General features: G+C 46.2%; 24 protein-coding genes. 19 read left to right on the forward strand and 5 right to left on the reverse strand.

Annotated features, from left to right (window positions below):
- Positions 1-450: 450 nt before the first annotated feature.
- From IEW88_RS17140 to IEW88_RS17180, 9 genes are all read left to right on the forward strand, one after another.
- Positions 451-738, forward strand: a complete 288-nt coding sequence (locus IEW88_RS17140) for a hypothetical protein (protein WP_053425153.1) — start codon at positions 451-453, stop codon at positions 736-738.
- Positions 739-874: 136 nt separating this feature from the next.
- Complete coding sequence (locus IEW88_RS17145) at positions 875-1,222, forward strand: hypothetical protein (RefSeq protein WP_147905488.1); 348 nt, start codon at positions 875-877, stop codon at positions 1,220-1,222.
- A 96-nt stretch (positions 1,223-1,318) separates the two neighbouring features.
- Complete coding sequence (locus tag IEW88_RS17150; protein WP_185148662.1) at positions 1,319-1,489, forward strand: hypothetical protein; 171 nt, start codon at positions 1,319-1,321, stop codon at positions 1,487-1,489.
- Positions 1,490-1,600: 111 nt separating this feature from the next.
- The gene (locus tag IEW88_RS17155) at positions 1,601-1,879 is read left to right on the forward strand and encodes a hypothetical protein (protein ID WP_147905489.1); all 279 of its coding nucleotides are present in this window, start codon (positions 1,601-1,603) and stop codon (positions 1,877-1,879) included.
- 252 nt (positions 1,880-2,131) lie between these two features.
- A complete protein-coding gene (locus IEW88_RS17160) occupies positions 2,132-2,527 on the forward strand; it encodes a DUF4019 domain-containing protein (RefSeq protein ID WP_147905490.1) in 396 nt (131 codons plus the stop codon).
- 413 nt (positions 2,528-2,940) lie between these two features.
- Complete coding sequence (locus IEW88_RS17165; RefSeq protein WP_147905491.1) at positions 2,941-3,738, forward strand: CPBP family intramembrane glutamic endopeptidase; 798 nt, start codon at positions 2,941-2,943, stop codon at positions 3,736-3,738.
- A 240-nt stretch (positions 3,739-3,978) separates the two neighbouring features.
- The gene (locus IEW88_RS17170) at positions 3,979-4,437 is read left to right on the forward strand and encodes a nuclear transport factor 2-like protein (protein ID WP_147905492.1); all 459 of its coding nucleotides are present in this window, start codon (positions 3,979-3,981) and stop codon (positions 4,435-4,437) included.
- Positions 4,438-4,573: 136 nt separating this feature from the next.
- Positions 4,574-4,783 (forward strand): hypothetical protein, encoded by a 210-nt coding sequence (locus IEW88_RS17175; RefSeq protein ID WP_147905493.1) that lies wholly within the window; start codon positions 4,574-4,576, stop codon positions 4,781-4,783.
- Positions 4,784-4,877: 94 nt separating this feature from the next.
- Positions 4,878-5,243, forward strand: a complete 366-nt coding sequence (locus IEW88_RS17180; protein WP_053425144.1) for a VOC family protein — start codon at positions 4,878-4,880, stop codon at positions 5,241-5,243.
- Between the two features lie 29 nt (positions 5,244-5,272).
- On the opposite strand, the gene IEW88_RS17185 is transcribed toward IEW88_RS17180, so the two are convergent.
- Positions 5,273-6,106 (reverse strand): AraC family transcriptional regulator, encoded by an 834-nt coding sequence (locus IEW88_RS17185; RefSeq protein WP_185148663.1) that lies wholly within the window; start codon positions 6,104-6,106, stop codon positions 5,273-5,275.
- Between the two features lie 186 nt (positions 6,107-6,292).
- Between IEW88_RS17185 and ggt the strand changes: the two genes are divergently transcribed.
- The 8 genes from ggt (at position 6,293) to IEW88_RS17225 (ending at position 14,558) form a co-directional block, all read left to right on the forward strand.
- Positions 6,293-8,032 (forward strand): gamma-glutamyltransferase, encoded by a 1,740-nt coding sequence (ggt, locus tag IEW88_RS17190; RefSeq protein ID WP_147905495.1) that lies wholly within the window; start codon positions 6,293-6,295, stop codon positions 8,030-8,032.
- Positions 8,033-8,103: 71 nt separating this feature from the next.
- Positions 8,104-8,463 (forward strand): hypothetical protein, encoded by a 360-nt coding sequence (locus IEW88_RS17195; RefSeq protein WP_147905496.1) that lies wholly within the window; start codon positions 8,104-8,106, stop codon positions 8,461-8,463.
- Between the two features lie 93 nt (positions 8,464-8,556).
- Complete coding sequence (locus IEW88_RS17200; RefSeq protein ID WP_147905497.1) at positions 8,557-8,919, forward strand: hypothetical protein; 363 nt, start codon at positions 8,557-8,559, stop codon at positions 8,917-8,919.
- A 423-nt stretch (positions 8,920-9,342) separates the two neighbouring features.
- Positions 9,343-10,803, forward strand: a complete 1,461-nt coding sequence (locus IEW88_RS17205) for an aminoacyl-histidine dipeptidase (protein WP_147905498.1) — start codon at positions 9,343-9,345, stop codon at positions 10,801-10,803.
- Between the two features lie 180 nt (positions 10,804-10,983).
- On the forward strand, positions 10,984-11,295 hold the full coding sequence (locus IEW88_RS17210; RefSeq protein ID WP_147905499.1) for a hypothetical protein: 312 nt from the start codon (positions 10,984-10,986) through the stop codon (positions 11,293-11,295).
- Positions 11,296-11,329: 34 nt separating this feature from the next.
- Entirely contained in the window at positions 11,330-11,644 is a 315-nt protein-coding gene (locus tag IEW88_RS17215; protein ID WP_147905500.1) for a helix-hairpin-helix domain-containing protein, read from the forward strand.
- A gap of 54 nt (positions 11,645-11,698) precedes the next feature.
- On the forward strand, positions 11,699-12,205 hold the full coding sequence (locus IEW88_RS17220; protein ID WP_147905501.1) for a DUF2937 family protein: 507 nt from the start codon (positions 11,699-11,701) through the stop codon (positions 12,203-12,205).
- Positions 12,206-12,398: 193 nt separating this feature from the next.
- On the forward strand, positions 12,399-14,558 hold the full coding sequence (locus tag IEW88_RS17225; protein WP_147905502.1) for a TonB-dependent siderophore receptor: 2,160 nt from the start codon (positions 12,399-12,401) through the stop codon (positions 14,556-14,558).
- Between the two features lie 120 nt (positions 14,559-14,678).
- Here the strand turns inward: IEW88_RS17225 and fusA are convergent, their stop codons facing one another.
- Both fusA and IEW88_RS17235 read right to left on the reverse strand, forming a co-directional pair.
- The gene (fusA, locus tag IEW88_RS17230; RefSeq protein ID WP_371870996.1) at positions 14,679-16,784 is read right to left on the reverse strand and encodes an elongation factor G; all 2,106 of its coding nucleotides are present in this window, start codon (positions 16,782-16,784) and stop codon (positions 14,679-14,681) included.
- Between the two features lie 204 nt (positions 16,785-16,988).
- Positions 16,989-17,174 (reverse strand): hypothetical protein, encoded by a 186-nt coding sequence (locus IEW88_RS17235; RefSeq protein ID WP_147905503.1) that lies wholly within the window; start codon positions 17,172-17,174, stop codon positions 16,989-16,991.
- 286 nt (positions 17,175-17,460) lie between these two features.
- Here IEW88_RS17235 and IEW88_RS17240 point away from each other — a divergent pair, with 286 nt between their 5' ends.
- Together IEW88_RS17240 and IEW88_RS17245 are read left to right on the forward strand one after the other, a co-directional pair.
- Complete coding sequence (locus IEW88_RS17240; protein ID WP_147905504.1) at positions 17,461-19,569, forward strand: TonB-dependent receptor; 2,109 nt, start codon at positions 17,461-17,463, stop codon at positions 19,567-19,569.
- 3 nt (positions 19,570-19,572) lie between these two features.
- Entirely contained in the window at positions 19,573-20,973 is a 1,401-nt protein-coding gene (locus tag IEW88_RS17245) for a PepSY-associated TM helix domain-containing protein (RefSeq protein ID WP_147905505.1), read from the forward strand.
- Between the two features lie 254 nt (positions 20,974-21,227).
- On the opposite strand, the gene IEW88_RS17250 is transcribed toward IEW88_RS17245, so the two are convergent.
- Positions 21,228-21,770, reverse strand: coding sequence for a phosphatase PAP2 family protein (locus tag IEW88_RS17250; protein WP_147905506.1), 543 nt, complete (start codon positions 21,768-21,770; stop codon positions 21,228-21,230).
- A 16-nt stretch (positions 21,771-21,786) separates the two neighbouring features.
- Entirely contained in the window at positions 21,787-22,137 is a 351-nt protein-coding gene (locus IEW88_RS17255; RefSeq protein WP_147905507.1) for a NirD/YgiW/YdeI family stress tolerance protein, read from the reverse strand.
- Positions 22,138-22,317 lie beyond the last annotated feature (180 nt).

Here is a 22,317-nt window from a genome sequence, read left to right on the forward strand (position 1 = left end):
AATCTTGCAAGCAGCTGTTCCCTAAATATACAAATTCCATTAGCATCAAATGTACCAATGAAGGGCGCGCCCACCGTTCAACAGACGCTTATCCGTCGTGAACGCCGGATAAGACGCTAAAAAGTTCTGTCTCGCCGGATTAAGGGCTTTAGATCGGCGGAGCATAATGTCCAGATTTAAAGAACAAACTAATCTTGAAAAGTTTGTGTTTTTCTGTAACGCTCGAAGCGTTCGCGTCACCGCTGATGCGAGCATGCAGACGGATGGCGCGCACCAGCTTCGAGTAAGGCCACAAACCCCAACACCGGCGAGTTTTCGCGTCGGGAATTGTTTTACTGCTTGAGTCAAAAGGAACCAAGGGAATGGTGGTCCACCGCAAACCAAAGACAGAACAAGACGCTGCAATGGACGCTAAACGCGCCATTGAGCTATATCGTTAGGTGTGAAGGTATGCGTTGGTTAAGCCGAAACAGATATTTGCTTCTCAATGGCTTTGTTTTAGTTCCATTGGGCTTGTATATGATGATGATGTGGCTGGCGTTTGCATCTGGATTTGCCCGAGAAAAAAATCCATTGGCAATTATTATTCCACCACTACTTGCGTTGCACATTATTGTTTTTCTTGTTTGCTGGCTGTTCGCGATAAGGCGTTTTAGAAAGCTTGGTAATTATGGCAAGTGGGACTTGATACCGATTTGGTATTTTTGTCTAGCAACGTTGATCATGTTTCTTGTTTAACTATGCAGGTGTAGATGCACCTAACAAGTTGCTGTTGGTCGCCCCTGCGGGGCTGGGACGTCCAACGCGTTGCGTTGTCCGCCCCAAAGCAAATAGTTAGCTGTGTTTAACCTTCACATTACATAAGGAAGTTAAAATGAAAATTAAGGCAAGTTTACTAATTACTGCTCTACTAGCGTCGGCGTCATGCTTCGCGGCTGATACTTACCAAGTATCTACATCTGTGTACTCTCAGGGCAAACTGGTTGCTTCTCCAACCATGGTAGTTGAAGCAGATAAAATGGCATCAATCACGATGGATAATGGCTTTAGCTATAACCTCACAGTTAAGCCAAACCAAGATGAAACCGCAGGTATTGTAGCTGCTGTTACCGTTGCTGATAGCACGATAAATCCTTCATTTACCGTTACCTACGGCAAAGAAGCTACATTGGAAATTGGAGCTCAAAAACTTACGCTAATGGTAAATAAGGTTGGCAGCTAACAATCCGCGTCATTCCGGGCCTTCTGCCCCTGCGACGCTCACACGTTCGCGCGCATGCGCGGGGCGTTATTTGCCATCAAACATTAAGGGCAGATTGTGAATAAAATTTATAGGTTTTTAATTCTTGCTGTACTTGTCATTGCTGCCCTTAGCTCCTACAGCTATGGCAATTCAGCGGGTGTATTTGTATTTATAATTTTAGGTTTTGTTTTTGAAGGACTATTTTGGTTTGGCTTATTTCGCAAAACCCCAAAAAGCTCTTCTTAATCAAAATTAACAACTAACAAGACGCAGCACTCGGGGCCTGCGGCCGCTGGGATGCCAATCGCTGCGCGGTCGTCACCCGAGTGCTATGCGTTATGTAACTAGGGATAGATAATGAAGTGCCCTTACTGCCAAGGTAGCATTGGCTTTTTTTCAAAAGCGCTAAACGGTTTCGAAAAAGAGAAGAAATGCCCTCATTGCAACAAAAAAATAAAAATGAAGATAAAGTGGAAGTTGCTGGCAATACTTGTTCCTCTAGTATTCCTCTTTCACTTTTTTATATTGAAACCTGCTGTAATCATTGCTGGATTTAGTGGTTCTGGAATCGCAGGGATCTCTGGTGCATTGGCTGTAATACTGTCATTGAGGCTCTATCCTGATGAATCAGATTAAAAGTTACATAACAAGCAAAGGCAGCCGACGCTTACCGCGCAGCTTCTTTGAGCGTTAGGCCGATGCAGGTGCCCCCGACCCGACCATGAGCTTAGTATTCCGATTTTTGGGTTTATCACTGATGACTTTAACAGTCGGTTGTGTGGATTCCGAGCTTCGTGGCAGCGTGGAGCCATCGAAGGATGGAATGTCAAGATTAGCCATATCTCAACTTCGGCTTTTCAACAGGATTTGAACACAAAAGGAGATGTTATGAAAAAACTAATAGTTATTTTATCTGTGCTGCTTTCTTCTGTACTTTGGGCTGATGGAACGGCCGGTGTTGCAGCGGCAAAAGAGTGGCTCAAGATTGTAGACTCTGGTGAATACGCCGCAAGTTGGCAAAAGACAGACTCTTTCTTTAAGTCTCAGCTCCCTCAAGCGAATTGGGATGCGGCTCTGAAACAGATGCGTACCCCACTTGGGGTTGTTGTTTCACGCACAGAATTGAGTTCTAAAGAGTATTCAGCATTGCCAGGTGTTCCTGACGGAGACTATCTGGTTATTCAATTTCAAACTGATTTTCAACACAAAAAGTCGTCCACTGAAACGCTCACTATGAGCAAAAGTAGCGGGAACTGGCTTCCTGTTGGCTATTTTATTAAATAACCTGAACTCAGGTGAATGAGTGTCGGCGCTCGTTGATTTAACTAATAAAATCAAGCTATTAAAGTTACAGCTTTTAAACGCCTCAAGAGGGGCCGCTTATCTGAAAATGGTAATCTGCGTTATTGCTCTACCAGCTTTAAGAGAGCTAAACATCAATATACATAAGATGTTCCGCAAATCCGTGTCGCTGGACAGGGCAATTCTCGCAGCCTGTGGTTGATGATGTTAACTACAGAAGGAGTGTGTCAGGTTTATAGTGATGACCCTGAGGGAAGTGATTGGATGATTTAACCAGCGGAAGCGCAGATACAACACCTGCTAGTTCTGTCAGTTGTGATATTTCTTACAAATCATTATGTTCCGGGCTGGCAGCGTCTATTTGTCATTTCGCCTGATGCGACCGGAGTACCTCAATGAATACAGATAAACGGCAAAAATCCGTATTGATCGAAAACGAAGTGCAGCATCAGGCCGGTGCAGTGCAGCTCTTGTCATCCGAGCACGCGAGAGTCGCCTCGTCTCAGTCTCTGAACTCTGTGGTTGAGTGCTCATGGCCATTGACTCGTTTGTGTTGGGCTGCTTGCCTGGCATTTACTCTGATGTTGGTATTGATCGCATTTTCCTACAGCTGGCAGCACACATGGCTATATGACTTGTTTGTCCAGGTCTTTTTTTCCGGTGCAATGATTAGCTGTTATCTGCTGATGTCTCCAGGCGGTCAGTCGATTGTGGCGCTGCTGGCGTTGAAACGCTGGCGTGCGTTGTCGCTGATAAGGTTTATTTTGGGGCCTGGGGTAGCGTTGCTGCTGGCTATTCTTTATTGCTACTGGCGATTTGAGCCTCTGGCGGCACAATCCAGCGAAACTATTTCGCTGGCATCGACAATCGGTCTCTTGCTGTTGTTGGTAGCTTTTGGGCCGTTGTTTGAAGAAATTCTATTTCGACAGTTGTTGTTAAAGACGCTGATACAAAAGTTAAAGTCAGTCTGGTCAGCAGCGCTGTGCAGTGCTTTGGCGTTTGCCATTATGCATTCAATATCGACGGAACAACATGTCTGGCTTGGCATACAGTTACATCAGTTGCTGTTATTTGTGGCTGCTTTGTTACTGAGTTGGATTCGTTTGCGTTACGACAGCCTTTGGCCAGCTATTATTTTGCACGTCGCATATAACCTTGGCGTTGTACTTATGTCGTTTTATCTGGCAGCCTAAACTGGAACTGAAGTCAAATAGCAAGCGGATACCTGGTACTTAAAAACCTGTTGTCGGCTGGATAATAGTGCTGCAGATGTGCGGATTGGGAAAAGTAGAGCATGGTTTTCTGCTTAATCACTGCTTCAAAGTAAAAATAACAGGGCAATTCTCGCAGCCTGTGACCGCAGGAACGCAAATGTTGACCTGTGTAGCAAAGTAAGGTGTTATATAAATTGTTGAAATAGAAAAGGAGTTCTTATGAAAAAGTTATTGATCTGTCTAGCTGCTGTGGCGCTCTTTAGTGTAAGTACTTTGGCTGATGATTTTGACTACGATGCCTTTGTCAAAGCCTATTACCATGCTCAGGTTATGACTCAGCAGCCAAATGCAACACAGGAAGATCTTGAGCATTATTTATCATTTCTGACCGATGATGTTGGCAATCAGCACTTCCCTAATGCGCCAGATGACTCCAGAGAGCCTGATGGTAAAGCAATGATGCGTAAGGGGATGAGCCGTTATCTCGGTGTTCATACCGAGTATAAAGCCGAGATCATTGACTATCAGTATGGTTATAACGCTGTTTCAATAAAGCACAAATTCTCAGCCAAAGGGAAGCGCTCAGATGGTTCAGACTTTAGCTACAGCAAAGTAGCCCTGGATGTACTTGAACTTGAAGATGGTAAGGTGGCTGTGATGCGCAGGTACAGTAAATAATTCACATAACACGCTACTTTTATTGCTGGCAAAAAGTGCTGGCTAACACGATGTATTATTTGTTGTTTCAGGCCTCGGCCAGCTTCACACTTTTGTGTGCTTGCCTGCGGACTTCTAAAAGACAAGGAGAATTTTTTTGAATATAAATGCGACGCTGTATGGTGAATTCATAATCCTATTTGCGCTAACTATGGGGGCTTTGTGTTATTACCTTGGTCGTCGCAAAACACAAAGTCCTGTTTGGGTTGGCGGGTTTGGTGCGCTCCTGTCTCTCATTCCACCTCTGGGCCTGGTTTATTTGCTGGCATTGGTGTTCAAAAAAGATGTAGCTTCAGCAGCAGACTAACCTGTTTTATAACCAGCTCAGTTACAAAGGTGCAGCGTGGACAGGCTCTTAAAGGCTGCACGAGTTTCTCAGGTTAGCTGTGTAGGAAAAAACAATGGATGTTATTGATATAAAAGCTTTTGTTCCAAGTGAAGATTATGAGGTTTCCAAGTCGTTCTATTCAGAGATCGGATTTAAAGCTGACTATGTTTCTGAAGATTTAACGCTTTTTCAAAACGGAGATTGTCTTTTTTTCCTGCAACGATTTTTTAATGCAGATTTAGCTGCAAATTTTATGCTGCAGCTGTGTGTATCAGACATCGAATCAGCATACCGTCTTTGTTCACAATCAAAACACAAAACCAAGATTACTCCAATTCAGCAAGAATCCTGGGGGAAGGTGTTTTATTTGTGGGGGCCTGCGGGTGAACTGTTGCATGTTACAGAGTTGCGCGGCTTACAAAACTCATCACTAGCTTGAGATACCAGCAAACCTGATACTCCAGCTCATCACTCTGAATAGTATTGATTCAGTTTGGCCCAGACTTTTGGCGTGGTACCAAAGCAGCTTTTAAAATGTCGGGTCAGATGACTTTGATCAGCAAAACCACTGCTGATAGCTACTTGTACTAAGGGCAAGCCTCGCTCAATCAAGGCTTTGGCTTTTTGTAGCCGTTTCAGTGTGACGTAACGGTAAGGTGTGGTGCCATAAAGGGATCTGAAATCCCGGGTGACTTGCCACTTGCTGTAGTGTGAAATAACGGCCAGTTCATCCAACGTGATATCGATGGGCATACAGGAATCTATAGCCATAAGATCGTCAATGTATTCACGGACTCGTTTTATTGCCTGGTAGTTTGCTTTGGTATGTTGAATACTGTTGCCCGTTACCTGTTGTAAACTGCTGGCAAAAGCAAAAATAAGATCCTGCTGTTCCAGTGTCTCCAGTGGACGTTCAAATTCAGACAACAACTTAGTCGCAATTTGGATAAAGCGCGGATCTCTTGTGACCCCACCTTGCAAGAAGGGCAGGCTGACACCTTGCAGAATATTTTGTACATCAACAGGATTGATGCTGATCGCGCGATAGGCAAAGGGGCTATCGGTTCCAGCCTGACCGTCGTGGGTTTCGTCTGGGTGCAAAATGACCACTTCACCAGGCAGTGAATGGCGTAGTTCACCACGATAATTAAAGCTTTGCACGCCCGCTGTAGTTAACGCCAAAGTGTAGGTGTCATGGCTATGTGGCGCATAAGCAAGGCCGCTAAAACAGGCTTCGATGCGCTCTGTTTCGCCTGCAGCTCTTTTTACCCAGTTTGTTACCAAGTTCTGGTTTTTAGCCATCCTTGCGATACTCCTGAATTTATCCATTTCCAGCCAGACCAAAGCGGATCTTAGTCTCTGCATCAAAGCGCAATATCGTTCAATAACAGACTAGCTGACCAGACTACTATATCCCAGAACTTTCATTGGGTTATAGTTTCTGACTAAAAAACAGATCATGGCCAAACATCGGGGAAACAAAATTATATGAATGGAATCAAGAGGTTTTTACTTTGGATGCTGGCGATCATCAGTCTGGTCGCTATATCGGCTATTGTGGCTGGTTTTTCATTTCGGGCCGGCCTTGGTTCACCTAGTGAGCCTTTTGAGGCAAAAGCTGTGTATGCGCCCAATGGCGTGGTTTCAACCAGCCAGCCTTTAGCCAGTCAGGCAGGTCTTACTGTACTGAAAAATGGCGGCAATGCAGTGGATGCCGCAGTCACCGCAGCTGCGGTTTTAAGTGTGGTTGAACCTTATATGACAGGCATTGGTGGCGACATGTTTGCCATGCTGTGGCTGGAAAAGCAGCAACGCTTGGTTGGCATCAACGGCAGTGGCCATGCCGGTGCCTTAATGACCTTTGAAAAAATGGCAGATCGTCGTCGTGTGCCAGACGAAGGCCCGGAGTCTATTACATTGCCTGGCGCATTATCGGGTTGGGCAAAACTGTTAGAAGCGCATGGCACTATCAGTTTGGCTGAAGCATTGGCACCTGCTATTGAATTGGCAGAAAAGGGCTTTCTTATCTCTGAAACGACAGCAACGGAATGGGGATTGTTCGAAAGCAAGATCAATTGGGATCAAGGTTCAAGAGCCACTTTTTTAATGGAGGGTGGCAGAACCCCTAAAGCCGGTGAATGGTTTACGAACCCTGATTATGCCACCACTTTGAAACTCATTGCGAAGCAAGGCCCGCAAGTGCTGTACGGTGGCGAGCTGGGTCAAAAAATTGCGACAAGAGTACAGGAGTTAGGTGGCTTTTTAACGCAAGATGACTTTGCCAACTACAGCGCCGAATGGGTCGAACCTTTATCGGTTTCGTTTAAAGAGTACCAGCTATGGGAATTGCCGCCCAATGGTCAGGGCATTGCCGCTTTAGAAATGCTGAAGATATTAGAACCTTTTGATTTAGCGGCTATGAAACACAATTCCGCAGACTATTTACATCATTTGATTGAAGCAAAAAAACTGGCTTATGCCGATCTGGAACACTTTGTCGGTGATCCCAAATTTATGCAAATCACGCCAGAACAGTTGCTGTCAGATCAGGTGATTGCCAGGCGTCGCGCACAAATTAACGCAGACAAAGCCATGGAAAGGGCCGATCCGGAACCCTCTTTAACCACCAGCGAAACCACGTATTTAAGCGTTGCAGATAGCCAAGGCAATATGGTGTCTTTTATCAATAGCTTAGCAGGGTCTTTTGGTTCAGGAGTCGTGGTACCGGGCACAGGTTTTGCGTTACAAAACCGCGGAGTAGGGCTATCAGTGCAGCCTGACAGAGCCAATACAGTAGCGCCAGGCAGACGCCCATTTCATACCATCATTCCAGGTTTTGTTACCAAGACAGATGCACAAGGCAAGCAACAGCCCTGGTTAAGTTTTGGTATTGTCGGTGGGCCACAGCAGCCACAAGCTCATGTGCAAGTGTTGCTCAACATGGTGTTGTTTGATATGGATGTGCAACAAGCCATGGACGCACCACGGTTCCGGCATTGGGAAGACAATAATGTGGGTTTTGAGCAAGGCATAGCTCAAGACACAGTAGATGAATTATTGTCGATGGGGCATGCGCCACAAAATCCAATTATGGCCACGGCGCAAAGCGTTTTTCTTGGCAATAGCAGAGGCCTTATATTTGGTGGTGGCCAGGCTGTAATGAAATTAGACAAAGGTTATGTGGCAGGCTCTGATTCCAGGCGGGACGGCGTTGCAGCGGCACACTAAAACAAAAAGAGAACGGTGCGGCAGTTACTGCGTACCGCATCTTTTAACGCTACATTGCCCATGGGAGTATCATGAAACTTCTGTATAAAACCGTATTTTCACTACTCACTTTATTGATCGTTATTTATTACTCAAGTTTCTATGTGTTACCCAGTATCAGCATTGTGAACAGTTCCACAGTTGGAATAGCTCAGGCTGAAGTTGATTTACCCGCTAGCCATTTAGATTTTGGTTCTATTGCCATCGGGTCAAGCAATGCACTGCATTATTCGTTGACGCAACCAAAGGATGGCGTGTACAGCTATACAATCAAATTTACCGATTCTGTTGAAATAACCGGCAGTTGCGGGTACGTTACTGACAACGAATTCAATAAGCGTGTTGTTATTACTGTAGAAACTGACTATCAGATTCGCTGTGAACGGCAATAGAGCAGGTTCAGTCAGTAAGGCAATTTGTCATTGGGTTTTGGATTTCAGCCAGGATCATAAGTGGCTTGAGATAATAGATGTTAAGGACAACAAATGGATTTTCTTAATCGTCACCTTTGGCTGAAAAGAACCTTGATGTTTCTCGCTATTTTAGTGGCTGCACCTTTTGCAGGTTATTTATTGCTATTTATTGAAGTCGTTGGGTTGGAAGTAGCCTTTACTTGTCTGCTGATACTGATAAATCCATTTTTAACCTGGCTTAAAATGCATGTCGATGACATCAGGACTACCTTTCGCGCCATTTCAAACAACCTGCACAAACATATCATGGCAAGTCCTGTGGTGTATTTTTCACATGCGGCGAGCAGTACAGCGTTATTTGCCATCACGGGAGTGATCTTTGTATCTGTAGCCGTTTGGCTGCCGTTATTTATAGTGGGCGCGCGCTATGCCTGATCTGCATGAATGTCAGATACATAGAACAAATAGCCTCTGTCACAGGCGTTTACTTCGTATAGCGACACAGGATACTCCAGTGCAGTGCATGCAGATAAATCTCAATACTTCAGAGCTTTAGCGTATCTCATTGATCAAACCCAATAAGCTCAGTAAAGAAAATTGCACAGTTTTTGTCATTACCGTCCTGGCCCCTGAAATTCTGTTGTTACAGTCAAGTCGTGGTCATCAGGTTTAACCGTCTGATTTTGATATGTATATAGTGTTTATCGTTAATTTAGTTAAGATTTTTTGTCGCTGCGACCAAGAGCGACCAGCGCCCTTACTCTGCCTGCGCTCTGTCGTGTGCGGCATTCAGTGCCTGTAGCTCTTTGTGCTAAAATGCCGGCGTTTTTTAGCTGAGCCTTTAAATCAGGAGTTGTAGTGTCAGCATTATCATCTTTATACCCGCAGCCTTTATGGCAATGGTTTGCACAAATTTGTGCCATTCCTCACCCCTCTAAACATGAGCAGGCCTTAAGCCAGCATATCCAGCACTGGGCACGTGACAAAGGTTTGGCTGTTATTGAAGACCAGGTCGGCAACCTGATCATTAAAAAGCCAGCCACTGCAGGTTTTGAAAATCGCAAAGTGGTAGTGATCCAGGCGCACCTGGATATGGTGCCGCAGAAAAATGCCGACAAAGTTCATGACTTCACTAAAGATCCAATCGACGCTTATGTAGATGGCGACTGGGTAAAAGCCCGCGGAACTACACTAGGTGCAGACAACGGCATCGGCATGGCCTCGGCTTTAGCTATTTTAGGCAGCGACGAGATTGAACATGGCCCTTTAGAAGTATTGCTGACGGTAGATGAAGAAGCCGGTATGACAGGCGCTTTTGGTGTAGAGCCTGGTATGTTGGACGCTGAAATACTGATCAACACCGACTCAGAGCAGGAAGGCGAAATCTACATGGGCTGCGCCGGTGGCGTGGATGCTGAATTTACTGTGCCTGTGCAGTGGCAAGCCACAGCAGCTGGAGTGACAGCTGTTGATTTAAGTTTAACGGGTTTAAAAGGTGGCCACTCTGGTGTGAATATTCACCTGGGGCGTGGCAATGCCAATAAGCTGTTGGCGCGTTTTTTAGCCGATCATGCCACAGCACTGGAATTGGCTATCGCCAGTTTTAGCGGTGGTTCTTTGCGTAATGCTATACCGCGTGAAGCGACTGTTAGTCTGACTGTTCCTGCGACAAAACTGACTCAGTTACAGCAGGCTGTAGACCAATTTGAAGCTTTGCTGCAGTTTGAATTAGCCGCCGTTGAGCCAGCGTTAAAACTGAGTCTGACCGAAGTCGTGACTCCAGCTCAGGTGCTTGCAGCTCAGAGCCAAAACACCCTGATCCACTTACTGAACTTATGCCCTAACGGCGTGATGCGAATGAGCGATGAAGTGGCAGGTGTGACCGAAACTTCACTGAATATGGGCGTGATCAGCACCAAAGAGCAGAGTATTCAGGTGCTGTGTTTAATCCGCTCTTTAATCGATAGCGGCCGTCAGCAAGTCGAGAGCATGTTAACTTCGCTGGCGCAGTTATCAGGCGCAGCAGTCAAATTCAGCGGGGCTTATCCTGGCTGGAAACCTAACCCGGATTCACCAGTGATGGCGATAGTGCGCGACACCTATCAGGATATTTATCACAAAGAGCCGGTAATTATGGTGATCCACGCGGGTTTAGAATGTGGTTTATTTAAAAAACCATATCCGGATATGGATATGGTGTCGATAGGCCCTACTATTCGTTTCCCACATGGGCCGGACGAAATGGTCAATATCACTACTGTGGGCCAGTACTGGGAATTATTGCTGGCGGTATTAAAACGTATTCCAGAGCGCTGTTAACCTGAGCGCCCTGAACTCAAAGCCCCACTAATTGGGGCTTTTTTTTGCACTGGTGACAGCGGCACTAACGTGATTTCAATCAAAGTCTAAGCTATTGTAGCAACAAGCTTTTCCCGATAAGCTTTTCGCGACAGAGAGTGGAACCACCCGTTATTATTCTGGCACAAAAGGAGGATACAGATGCCTTGGCAATGCCAACATTGCAATACCACTATTGAAGATGACGACTTTGAAGTCTGTTGGAATTGCAACAGTGCACAGGGTGCGCTTGTTCCTGAAAATGCGTCAGACCAGTTTCTGCCTGATTGTCTGCGCTGCAAGAAAAAATTGAGCTTTATCGGCACTAAAAACTTCCATGAAGGCACACGTTGGGGCATCTTAGGCGATATAGGTGAATTTTTTATTAACAAAGAAAACCTTGATATGTACGCCTGTAAATCCTGCGGCAAAGTTGAGTTTTTTATTGCCGGTTTTACTGAGCGTCAGAGCTGATAGGTCTAACGGCTTTAGTTTTAAAGGGCAACAGATGAATCCGGATAAAGTGAGACGCGAAACAACAATCAAGCTGACAGACTTGCCCAATATTGGTAAGGCGGGGGCAGCTGATTTGTTAGTTTTAGGTATCCTTAAGCCGGACGATCTTAAAGGTCGTGATCCCTATCAAATGTACAGGCAGCTTTGTGAGATCACAGCACAAAAGCACGACCCTTGTGTTATTGATGTATTTATCTCTATTACCCGCTTTATCGAAGGGGATGAAGCAAAACCCTGGTGGTTTTACACCGAAGAGCGCAAAAGTATTGTGGCTAATACAGCAGGCAGGGCAGAGCGTTCATTATGAAGCGCCTCGCCTATGAAAAATTTCCAGAGTAAGTAACCCACAGGAAGCACCATTTTGATAGGAAGACTGTTCGACAAATTAGTGTTTGCAGTGGCGCTTATTGCAGCGCTGCAGGTGCCTTTACTGGTTGATCATTATCATCAGTATTTATCTGGCTGGTACAAAGCCATTCAATCACAGGTGGATGGTTACGAAACCACAGCAAAAGCTCATCAGTTTGCTGATGCTAAGGCCATGATAGACAACCATCTGACGAACCCTGAACCCAGTGTGCGTGCTGATGCGGAGCAAAAACTGCAGACCATAAGTCTGCTGTCTGAGCTGCGTCTTGGTATGGAAACTTTTAGCAGTGGTACTCTGTTCGGGAAAATTGGATTTATGCTGCATCCTGACAGAATTCATCAGCTAAAAGATGTAGTGCAGAATTTTAAACCTGGTATTCCACTGCATATCAGTGGTCTGGCTTTTGCTGTGATAGGTGCTCTGGTGCTGAATTTTTTGATTATGTTGCCGTTCCGGCTGATGAGATCACGCCCTTCAGTTGCACAGCGTTCGATCTGAGAGTGTGATCGGGAAAAATATGGCCTTGAGATTTAGCCGTCAGCGGAATGCTTAGTGATTGCTGCCGAGCAACAGAGAACAGGGTTTCTCGTGGCGAACCCTTAACAACGCAAATGGAAATAGTTCGTAATTGCTTTGCAATTGAGAGCTATTTTCATTTAAAATTCAGGCACTATATTCAGAGGAAAGTGCCATGTCGTTGTTTAAACTCCATAAAATATCCTTAGTTGCGTTGGCTGTGGCCACAAGTTGTTATTCTGCAACCCTGTTGGCAGATGACAGCAAAGCCAAAGCCGAAGAAGACATTGAAGTGATTACGGTAAAAAGTAAGCGTGGTTTAATTTCTTATGTCAGCGCTTCCGGTGCCAAATCGGACACTCCTATTATCGAAACTCCACTCTCTGTATCAGTACTGACGGAAGAGCGTATTGCCGATTTAGGTGCGCTGACGGTTCAGGATGCTTTAGGTTATGTGTCGGGTTTATACAATGGTCCTTATGGTCTGGACACCCGGGGCGACTGGTCAGTGATCCGTGGTGTGTCGCCAGTGCAATATCTGGATGGTCTGAAGTCTTTGTTTGGTTATTACAACAACGTGCGCACCGAACCTTTTGGCTTGTCGCAAATTGAAATACTCAAAGGCCCAAGTTCGGTGTTGTATGGCCAGGGTTCTATTGGCGGTATAGTCAATTTAGTCAGCAAAAAACCTGAAGCAGCCACCAGCGGTCAGTTATGGGCGCAGTTGGGGAATTATTCACGCAAACAACTGGCGGGCGATATCACAGGTTCATTGAATGACGATGAAACACTGCAAGGCCGTTTAGTTGGCGTATGGCGCGACAGTGATACCCAGACTGATTTTGTACCGGATAACAGCAAAGCCTTAGCGCCGTCTTTTAGCTGGCAGGCCAGTGACGACACTAAAGTGACGGTGCTTGGCAACTGGCAGAAAAAAGAGTCCGGTTCCAGCACGCAATTTTTCCCGCATCAGGGCACTATTTTAGCCAATGAGTTTGGTCAGATCCCAAGCAGCCGTTTTGTCTCCGAGCCAGGTTTTGACCGTTATGACACAGAACAACAAGCCGCTACTGTGATTGTTGAACACAATCTGACGGAAGACTGGGATTTACGTGTCGCCAGCCGTTACAGCGACAGTCATGCCGATTACGACACTATGTATGGTTGGCCTCCAAAGTTTGAGGATGACAACCGTACTATTTCCCGTGCGGTTTATTTGAGTAATGCTGATGCCCGCTCTATCACCAGTGATGCTCAGTTGCATGGTAATCTGCAAACCGGTGCAGTAGAGCACCAACTGGTGATGGGGTTTGATTATCAAAACGCCTACACCGATAATGATTCCTTTTATGGGGCAGGTGGTTTATTAGACTTGTACAACCCTGTGTATGGTCAGGTGACAGATTTGCCAACAGATGCGGATGTGACCGATTATGCGGCCAATAAGGTGTATCAGAGCGGTGTGTATCTGCAGGATAATATGAAAATTGCTGAGAGCTGGATGGTGTCGGCGGCGCTGCGTCGTGACCGCACTGTCAGCCGCACTGAGCGTGCTGACGCTCAGTCGCAGTATGCCACTACTGGCCGTTTGGGTCTGATGTATCTGATGGATGGCGGCGTTTCACCTTATATCAGTTACAGCGAGTCTTTTGAGCCGATGTTAGGATCGGATGCTTATGGTCAGGCCTTTAAGCCTCAGACCGGTGAGCAGTGGGAAGCGGGTGTGAAATACCAGCCTGATAATACAGAACATTTGTTAACTGCTGCTGTGTATCAAATTAAAGAGCAAAACCGCACTACGACTTTAGCGGCCGATCAGTTGGATGACGAGGGATTGATTGACCCCAATGGTCAGATTCAGGGTGGGGAAGTCACGGCTAAAGGTGTGGAGCTGGAAGCTCAATTGGCCTGGCAGCAACTGGATATTTATGCCAGCTACGCTTACACCGACGCTTATGTCAGCCAAAGTAATACGCTAGGTGAAGAAGGCGCAACTTTATCGGCTGTGCCTGAACAACAGGCCTCTGTCTGGGCAACCTGGCGTTTGGCTCTAGTTGATGGCATGAAAGTGGGTGGTGGTGTGCGTTATGTAGGGAAAACATCAGATGGCAGCGCTTATGTGGCTATGAATGGTGTGGTACTGAATGACCCGCTAACGACTCCTTCTTATACCTTGCTCGACGCCATGCTGGGTTATGAAATGGGGGATTACGATCTAAGTCTGCAGGTGCAAAACCTGACCGACAAAACAGTGATCACTTCTTGTCTGAATCGCGGTGATTGTTTCTATGGTCAGCGCCGCTCCATCAGTGCCAACTTGCGTTATAAGTTCTGATCAACACACTGAGGTTCATTCTGATGTAAGCCCCGGATAAAACCGGGGTTTTATTTTTCCAGCGTCTATAAAAAAGCCCCGCGGTTTTCACCAGCGGGGCTTTTTTGCGTTAGCGGCTAATTAGTTCTTAGCAGCGGCAGCTTTCTTTTCTTTCTCTTTTGCAATCACTGTGTCAGCCACGTTTTGCGGACATGCAGAGTAGTGAGAGAATTCCATAGAGAACTGACCACGACCAGACGTCATAGTACGCAGTGTAGAGATGTAACCGAACATCTCAGACAGTGGTACGTCGCCTTTGATACGTACGCCAGTTACGCCAGCTTCCTGACCAGAGATCATGCCACGACGACGGTTTAAGTCACCGATCACATCACCTACGTGATCTTCCGGAGTGAATACGTCAACTTTCATGATTGGCTCTAACAGCTGAGCGCCAGCTTTAGGCATAGTTTGACGGAAAGCACCTTTGGCTGCGATTTCGAACGCGATGGCTGATGAGTCAACTGCGTGGAAACCACCGTCGAATACTTCAACTTCTACGTCTAATACCGGGAAGCCCGCTAAAGTACCAGTGCTCATCATAGAGGCGAAGCCTTTTTCGATGGCTGGCATAAATTCTTTTGGAACGCTACCACCAACTACAGTTGATTTGAACGAGAAGCCAGAGTTTTGCTCGCCCGGACGAATGCGGTAGTCGATTTTACCGTATTGACCTGAACCACCAGATTGCTTCTTGTGCGTGTAGCTGTCTTCCACTTCACGAGTGATAGTTTCGCGGTAAGCAACCTGAGGCTGGCCTACAACTAATTCAACACCATAAGTACGTTTCAGGATGTCTACTTTGATATCTAAGTGCAGTTCACCCATACCTTTCAGAATGGTTTCGCCTGAATCCGGATCTGTTTCAACACGGAAAGTTGGATCTTCAGCAACCATCTTACCGATGGCGATACCCATTTTCTCAACAGAACCTTTGTCTTTTGGTGTTACAGAGATAGAGATTACTGGCTCTGGGAATACCATTGGTTCTAAAGTACAAGGTGCTTTTGGATCACACAGAGTGTGACCAGTCTGAGTGTTGTTTTTCAGACCAACCAGCGCAATGATGTCACCAGCCTGAGCAGTAGTCAGGTCAGTACGGTCATTCGCGTGCATCTCAACCATACGGCCGATACGCTCAGTTTTGCCAGTGAACGAGTTTAGGACTGTGTCGCCTTTGTTCAGTACACCAGAGTAAATACGGATAAAGGTCAGGGCGCCGAAACGGTCATCCATGATCTTGAATGCTAAAGCGCGGAATGGCTCATCAGCAGAAACGATAGCGAATTGGCCAGTTTCAGCACCTTCTTCGTCAGTCAGCGGCTGTGGATTAACTTCTGTTGGTGATGGTAAATAATCAACAACGCCATCCAGAACTAACTGCATACCTTTGTTTTTGAAGGCTGAACCACAGAAAGTTGGGAAGAAAGCCAGATCACGTGTACCTTTACGGATACAACGTTTAATGTCTTCGATAGATGGCTCTTCGCCGTCCATGTAAGCCATCAACAGATCATCATCCTGCTCTAACGCAGTTTCGATCAGTTGTTGACGGTACATTTCAACATCATCAGCCATATCAGCAGGAACGTCAGTCACAGTGTAGTTTTCTGGTTGGCCAGAATCATCCCAGACGTAAGCTTTTTTGCTTAACAGGTCAACTACACCAACAAAAGTATCTTCACGACCAATTGGCAGAACCATGATCAGCGGGTTTGCACCCAGAACTTTTTTCACCTGTTCAGTTACACGGATGAAGTCAGCACCGATACGGTCCAATTTGTTTACGAAAATCAGACGAGATACTTTTGCGTCGTTCGCATAACGCCAGTTAGTTTCTGATTGAGGTTCAACACCACCAGAACCACAGAATACACCGATACCACCATCTAATACTTTCAGAGAACGGTACACTTCAACTGTGAAGTCAACGTGGCCTGGTGTATCGATAACGTTGAAACGGTGGCCTTTCCAGTAGCAGCTTACTGCAGCTGACTGAATAGTAATACCACGCTCAGCTTCCTGTTCCATGAAGTCAGTGGTCGATTCACCTTCGTGAACTTCGCCCAGCTTGTGGATTTTACCGGTCAGTTTCAGGATACGCTCGGTTGTAGTGGTTTTGCCGGCATCAACGTGGGCGAAGATACCAATGTTTCTATATAAGGATAAATCTGCTGACATAGTCATCTCGATTAGCTAGTGGTTGTAAAATAGGGCGACAATATACAGGAAATTATTTTAATTTGCCCGAAAAAAAATCAGTGCGATCTTCTGTTTTTTAGAATTCACCGTCAACTGCATTTTTATGAACTTTTAGCGCTTAAAGGCAAAGGGCTTTGAAGAGCGTGATCTTGCTCTATAGGAGTATTACCTGCTTACCAGATCCTGCATTTAAATAAATTGCAATACGGCTAAGCCAATAGCACCAGTGATAGCTAAAAGACTATGCTCGATTCGGTACTCAAGTTTGTTTTCTTGCGAAATAGCTTTGGATGGAAGCAGCAGATAAACCAGATTAATCAACAACAGCGCCAATAACATCAGCTTGGCAACAAACAACACAATTTCATTCAGCACTTTTTACTCCGTTACTTACATTTATATTCATTTTACGATGACAGCTGTATTTTGGTTTTATTTCTGTGAGTCAGACCAAACCAAGCCGGTTAGAATAAAAATGCCGCCAGCATAAGGTGTGGAGGTGTCTGGTCCAATGTGACAAATTGCCGCATTAGCATGGTTAAGCATCAACTAAAAAGTTCCCTCAATAAGCTCCACTGCGACAATATGCCGCATCGGCTGATGTAACACTGCTGTGTAAAAATAATGCCTGGATGACTTTCTGATTTTAAGGCGCTATTTGATGCAATCCTTTTATTTCCCTCGTCGAACTTTGCTTAGTCTTGCCTGTCTGCAGGCTTTTTTTGTGCTGTCTTTTTCCGCTCTAGCTGACGAGCAAAACAAAACTGATACCGCAGCTGAAGGCAGTCTGGAACGCTTATCTGTCTATGGTCAGCGCCAGAGAGACACTTTTGGCAGTAAATCGGGCATTTTATTGAAGGAGCTGCCGCAGAGTATTCAGCTTTTGGATGTAGATCAGATGCGGGGGCAGGGGCTGGTGTCTGTTGGGGATTTATTGCGCGATATCCCAAGTGCGAATCCGGGGTATTCCAGAGTTGGGCCTTATCAGTCTTTTAGTCTGAAAATCCGCGGTTTTGGGGCCGACCAGATGCGTAACGGGATGCGCCAGCGTTATTTTGAAGATGTGGATGCCTCTGCTCTGAACAGCATAGAACGGATGGAAGTATTAAAAGGCCCGTCTGGTGTGCTTTATGGTCAGTCGGCTGTGGGTGGGGTGATTAATCTGGTCACTAAAGCGCCGGGCGCAGATAACAGCGGCAGTGCAGGCTTGAGGTTCAGTACTGATAATCAAAAAGTTGCCAATGGGGATATCAGCAAGGTGTTGTCTGATTCTGTGTCATTACGCTTAACAGGCGAGCTGGAGCGCTCAGACACTTTTGTCGACCGCCAGCCGATGGACAGAAATAATATTAGTCTGATGCTGCAGCATAAGGTAGGAGATCTGGCTACAGGTCATTTTGTCGCTGAATATATCAAACGCGAAACCGACCGTTATGTTGGTTTGCCTGTGTCTGTAGTCTTGTCTGAGCAGGATGAAGAGGTGCTTGATATCAGCACCCAATTGGGTGAGCCGGGTTTTACCAGCCTGCGCTCCTTTGCACCTTTATATCAATACTGGCTGGATATCCAACTCAATACCGACTGGACTTTAACGCCCCGTCTGCAGTATCAGGAATTTAATACGGTGTTTGGTCAGGTGAATTTACGTGCCCCAGTCACAGCTCAGCCAGAATTGATCAGCCGTACCGGCCGTCAGGGCCGCGAAAATGATGACTACCAGATAGCGCAGCTAGATTTAAATGGTCGAGTGATGACAGGTGCTCTGGAGCATAAAGTACTGTTAGGTTATGAAGCAGGCCGTGAACGGGGCCGTTTTACCCAGTCCAATATCCGGGCTGGTACTTTAAATCCTGTCGATATTCATAACCCGCAGTATCAATACGATACCCAAGAGCCAGTACTGGATTTTGCTTTTGATAATTTTTACAACCTGGATTCTGATGCCTGGTACCTGCAGGATCAAATCAAGTTAACCCCAGAGCTGCAATTAATAGGAGCTGTGCGTTACACCGACAGTAAAGCGGGTAGTGGTGCCTGGGGCAGCGCAGCTGATGAGGTGCCGGTGTCGTCCACTATCTGGCAACTGGGCCTGACTTGGCAGCTTAACGATCAACTGACACTATTTACTGGTCACAATACAGGTTTTGACGTTGAAAGCAGCGCAGCTGCACGCAGCAGAACAGGGGATGCGCTGGAGCCTGAAGAGTCCGCTCAAACAGAGTTGGGTATTCGTTACAGTGCGGATGAGTTCCATGGAAGCCTGGCGCTATTTCGGATTGAACGCTTAAATGCGCTGACGACAGATCCTGTGGACTCAGATTTTAGTGTGAACAGTGGCGAACAGCGTGTCGACGGTGTGGAGTTGGAAGGGAGTTGGCAACTCAGTTCTGCGCTGCAATTACAAGCCGGTTACGCTTATATGGATGGCGAAATCATTGAAAGTAATGATGGCGATCGTGGCAATACACTGGGTGATTTGGCGCGTCATAGGTTGAACTTCAGCGCTAACTGGCAATATGACAATGACTGGTCGGCTTTTGTGCGGGCGAATTACAGCAGTAGCCGGCCTTTAATTACAGGCTCTGCCTGGCAACTGGATGCATACCGCCTGATTGGCACCGGGTTGCGTTATCAGCAAAGTAACTGGTCCGCTCAACTGGCAGTCAATAACCTGCTGGACGAGCTGTATTACACAGCCTCAGGTAATGGATTTGTGGTGTATCCGGGCGAGCCTCAGCAAGCTAGTTTGCAACTGATATGGCAGTGGTAACAGATGACTGAATTAAATACTTCAACTGTGGATAAAAGCGCTGCTGGTGCCATGCGCGCCGTGTTTTTCTGGCATGGCTGGTCTGCCTTGATGATAGCGCCAGTGCTGCTGGTGTTGTTGCTCACAGGCAGTGCCTATCTGTTTGATCGTGAATTTGACCAATGGTGGCAACAAGACGCGCTGGAACTGACACCTGAAGGCACAGCCGCTACCTTAGCGCAGCAGCAGGATTTTTTACGCCAGCAGTATCCGGACTGGACCATCAACAGGGTGGTGTTACCACAACAATCTGCTCACGCAGTGCGCTGGCAACTGACAGCATCTGATGCGGCGCATTTAATTTATCTGGACCCTTATCGTTTACAGATAAGAGCTGATATTGACCCTGCAACTCAGCCTATGGCGATAGTGCGGCGTTTGCATGGTGAACTGCTCGCAGGCCCTGTTGGTGGTTATGTCATTGAATGGTTTTCCTGCTGGACTTTGTTTTTACTTTTGACCGGAGCCTGGCTATGGTGGCCGAAGCACTGGCGTCTGGCCGGTGTGTTAGTGCCGAGAAAACGCAGCGATGGTCGGGTGCACTGGCGCGACTGGCATGCTGTGTTGGCTTTAGTAAGCTCTTTAGCTTTGGCTTTTCTGGTCATCAGTGGTATGCCCTGGTCAACCTTTTGGGGCAAGCAGTTTGCGCAATTAGGCCTGGATTTGAGCCCTAAGTGGCATTGGGTGACACCATCGCCTAATTTCCATTTACCTGACAGTGTCAAAACCAGAGCGGCTGATCCACATCACGAGCACAAAATGCAAGCATCTGAAGTGCATGTGACAGGCGGAAAAGAGTCCTGGGTAACAGAACATCATCCTGCACCTGTAAGCACTATGCAGCATCAGCCTCAGATCGCGGATATCAGCAAAGCTGAACCTTATCTGGCGAGGCTGGCACTGGATACTTATGGCTCAGGTGTACGGATTTTTTATCCGGCAACTGATAAAGATGTATTTAAAATCAACTATGTGCCTGATAAAGCCCAAGGTCAGCAGACACTTTATATAGACCCAGTCAGCGGTGAATTATTGGATGATATTGGCTGGCAGCGTTATTCGGCCTTAGCCAAAGTGGTGGAGTGGGGCACTATGACTCATTTAGGCCGGCAATATGGGATGTGGAATCAGTGGTTGAATCTACTGTTTTGCTTGTTGGTGCTGGCGGCTCTGATTGCAGGTTTAACCTTATGGTGGCGACGCAGAAAACCAGGGCGCTGGTTACCACCTTTACAGAGCACTGACCGCTTACCATTGGGTTTAAAGCTAAGTTTACTGGTACTGGTGATTCTATTTCCGCTACTTGTTTTGTCGCTATGTGCGTTTATGTTGGTGAGGTTTTGGCGAAGTAGAGTAGCAACATAGATAGGTTGTACTACAGAGCAATACAAAGACTGACCTGAGAAGTCTGATGTTGCAGCAATGAGTTAACTAAAGTAGCTATTATTCTTTTGCTAGTTCAGGTTGCCTCACTGAAGATGTTAGTTGTTATAAACATTACCCTCTAGGCGCCACATCAATACTGATCATTGATATAGAAGCATAAATCCAAGTTGACAGGACACTTAAGGGTATTGTTTTTAGCGACTACTCCACTGCATGGCAGAGGAGTTTCAGTGTTACCAGCGATAATTTAACGCCAAACCTGTGCCTTGCTGACTGACGAACGGCATGACGTGCAGGTCTGAATTCTCGGTAAAATAATAGCTGCTGGCAAAGCCAATCAAAGCCCCGGCCAGTATATCGGAATAATCATGTTTGTCCGAATTGACCCTGCTTTGCGCTGTCCATGCCGCTAAAACGTATGCGGGTATCCCCAGCTCATTGCCATATCTGCGCTGAATAAAAGTTGCTCCCTGAAATGCCATGGCACTGTGCCCGGATGGAAAAGCGTCGTTGTCTGAACCGTCAGGTCGGCTTTTATGTATGGTATTTTTTAATGCATAGCTGCTCAGAACAGTCGCAGCGAAACTTTTGTAAAACTGCGTCTCTCCGTCCTGATCTGCATAATAACGGGTCATAGCCCAACCGCTGACGGGCAGAGCGATACGAAGCAGATTCGCTGTATTTTCAGTGCTGCTGGCATGCAGTGGCACTGAGCAGTGAAGGCTGATTAATACAGAGGTTAACGACCATTTCAGCAGCGCTGGAATTCTAGCCACAGTACTATTTCCTTATTCAGTTAATCTTTTTTATCGTTATATATTCCACATCGATCTCAGGGGATTCCAGAAAATCTTTTTCTACTTCACCGTGAATTTCAATCAAATCGTTTTCATCAAACTCACCAGCCGGGAAATCTTCAGGCTCAATCTCGACTCGAATTTGATGGGTGCCATCAGAAAACCAGTATTTCTCGTGGCTGAGTTTTTCAGTGAGATAACCTGTCAGGCGTACGCCCTGGTTGTCTTTTGGGTTATCCAGAATCGCTTTAATTTGTTGCTGAACTGCGGCTTGTGGCCCTTTGTACTGAGCATGCAACTGAAACGATGCTAGTGTTAAAACAGCAAAAATAAATAATGGTTTCATGGTAAATCTCCAATCAAATAAAGCTGAATAAGCAAGGCTGAATGCTGCGCTTTGCAGCTTTAGCGCCATTAAAACACTGCATGCGTGAAGTGAACGTGAAGTAGGTTCTGTAGTACTCCACGTTGCCACACAGAGTCAGTTAGTTATTCGAGTCACTAAGAAGCATGATGATTCGTTATC

Source organism: Rheinheimera tangshanensis, assembly GCF_014645135.1.
Lineage (GTDB): Bacteria > Pseudomonadota > Gammaproteobacteria > Enterobacterales > Alteromonadaceae > Pararheinheimera > Pararheinheimera tangshanensis.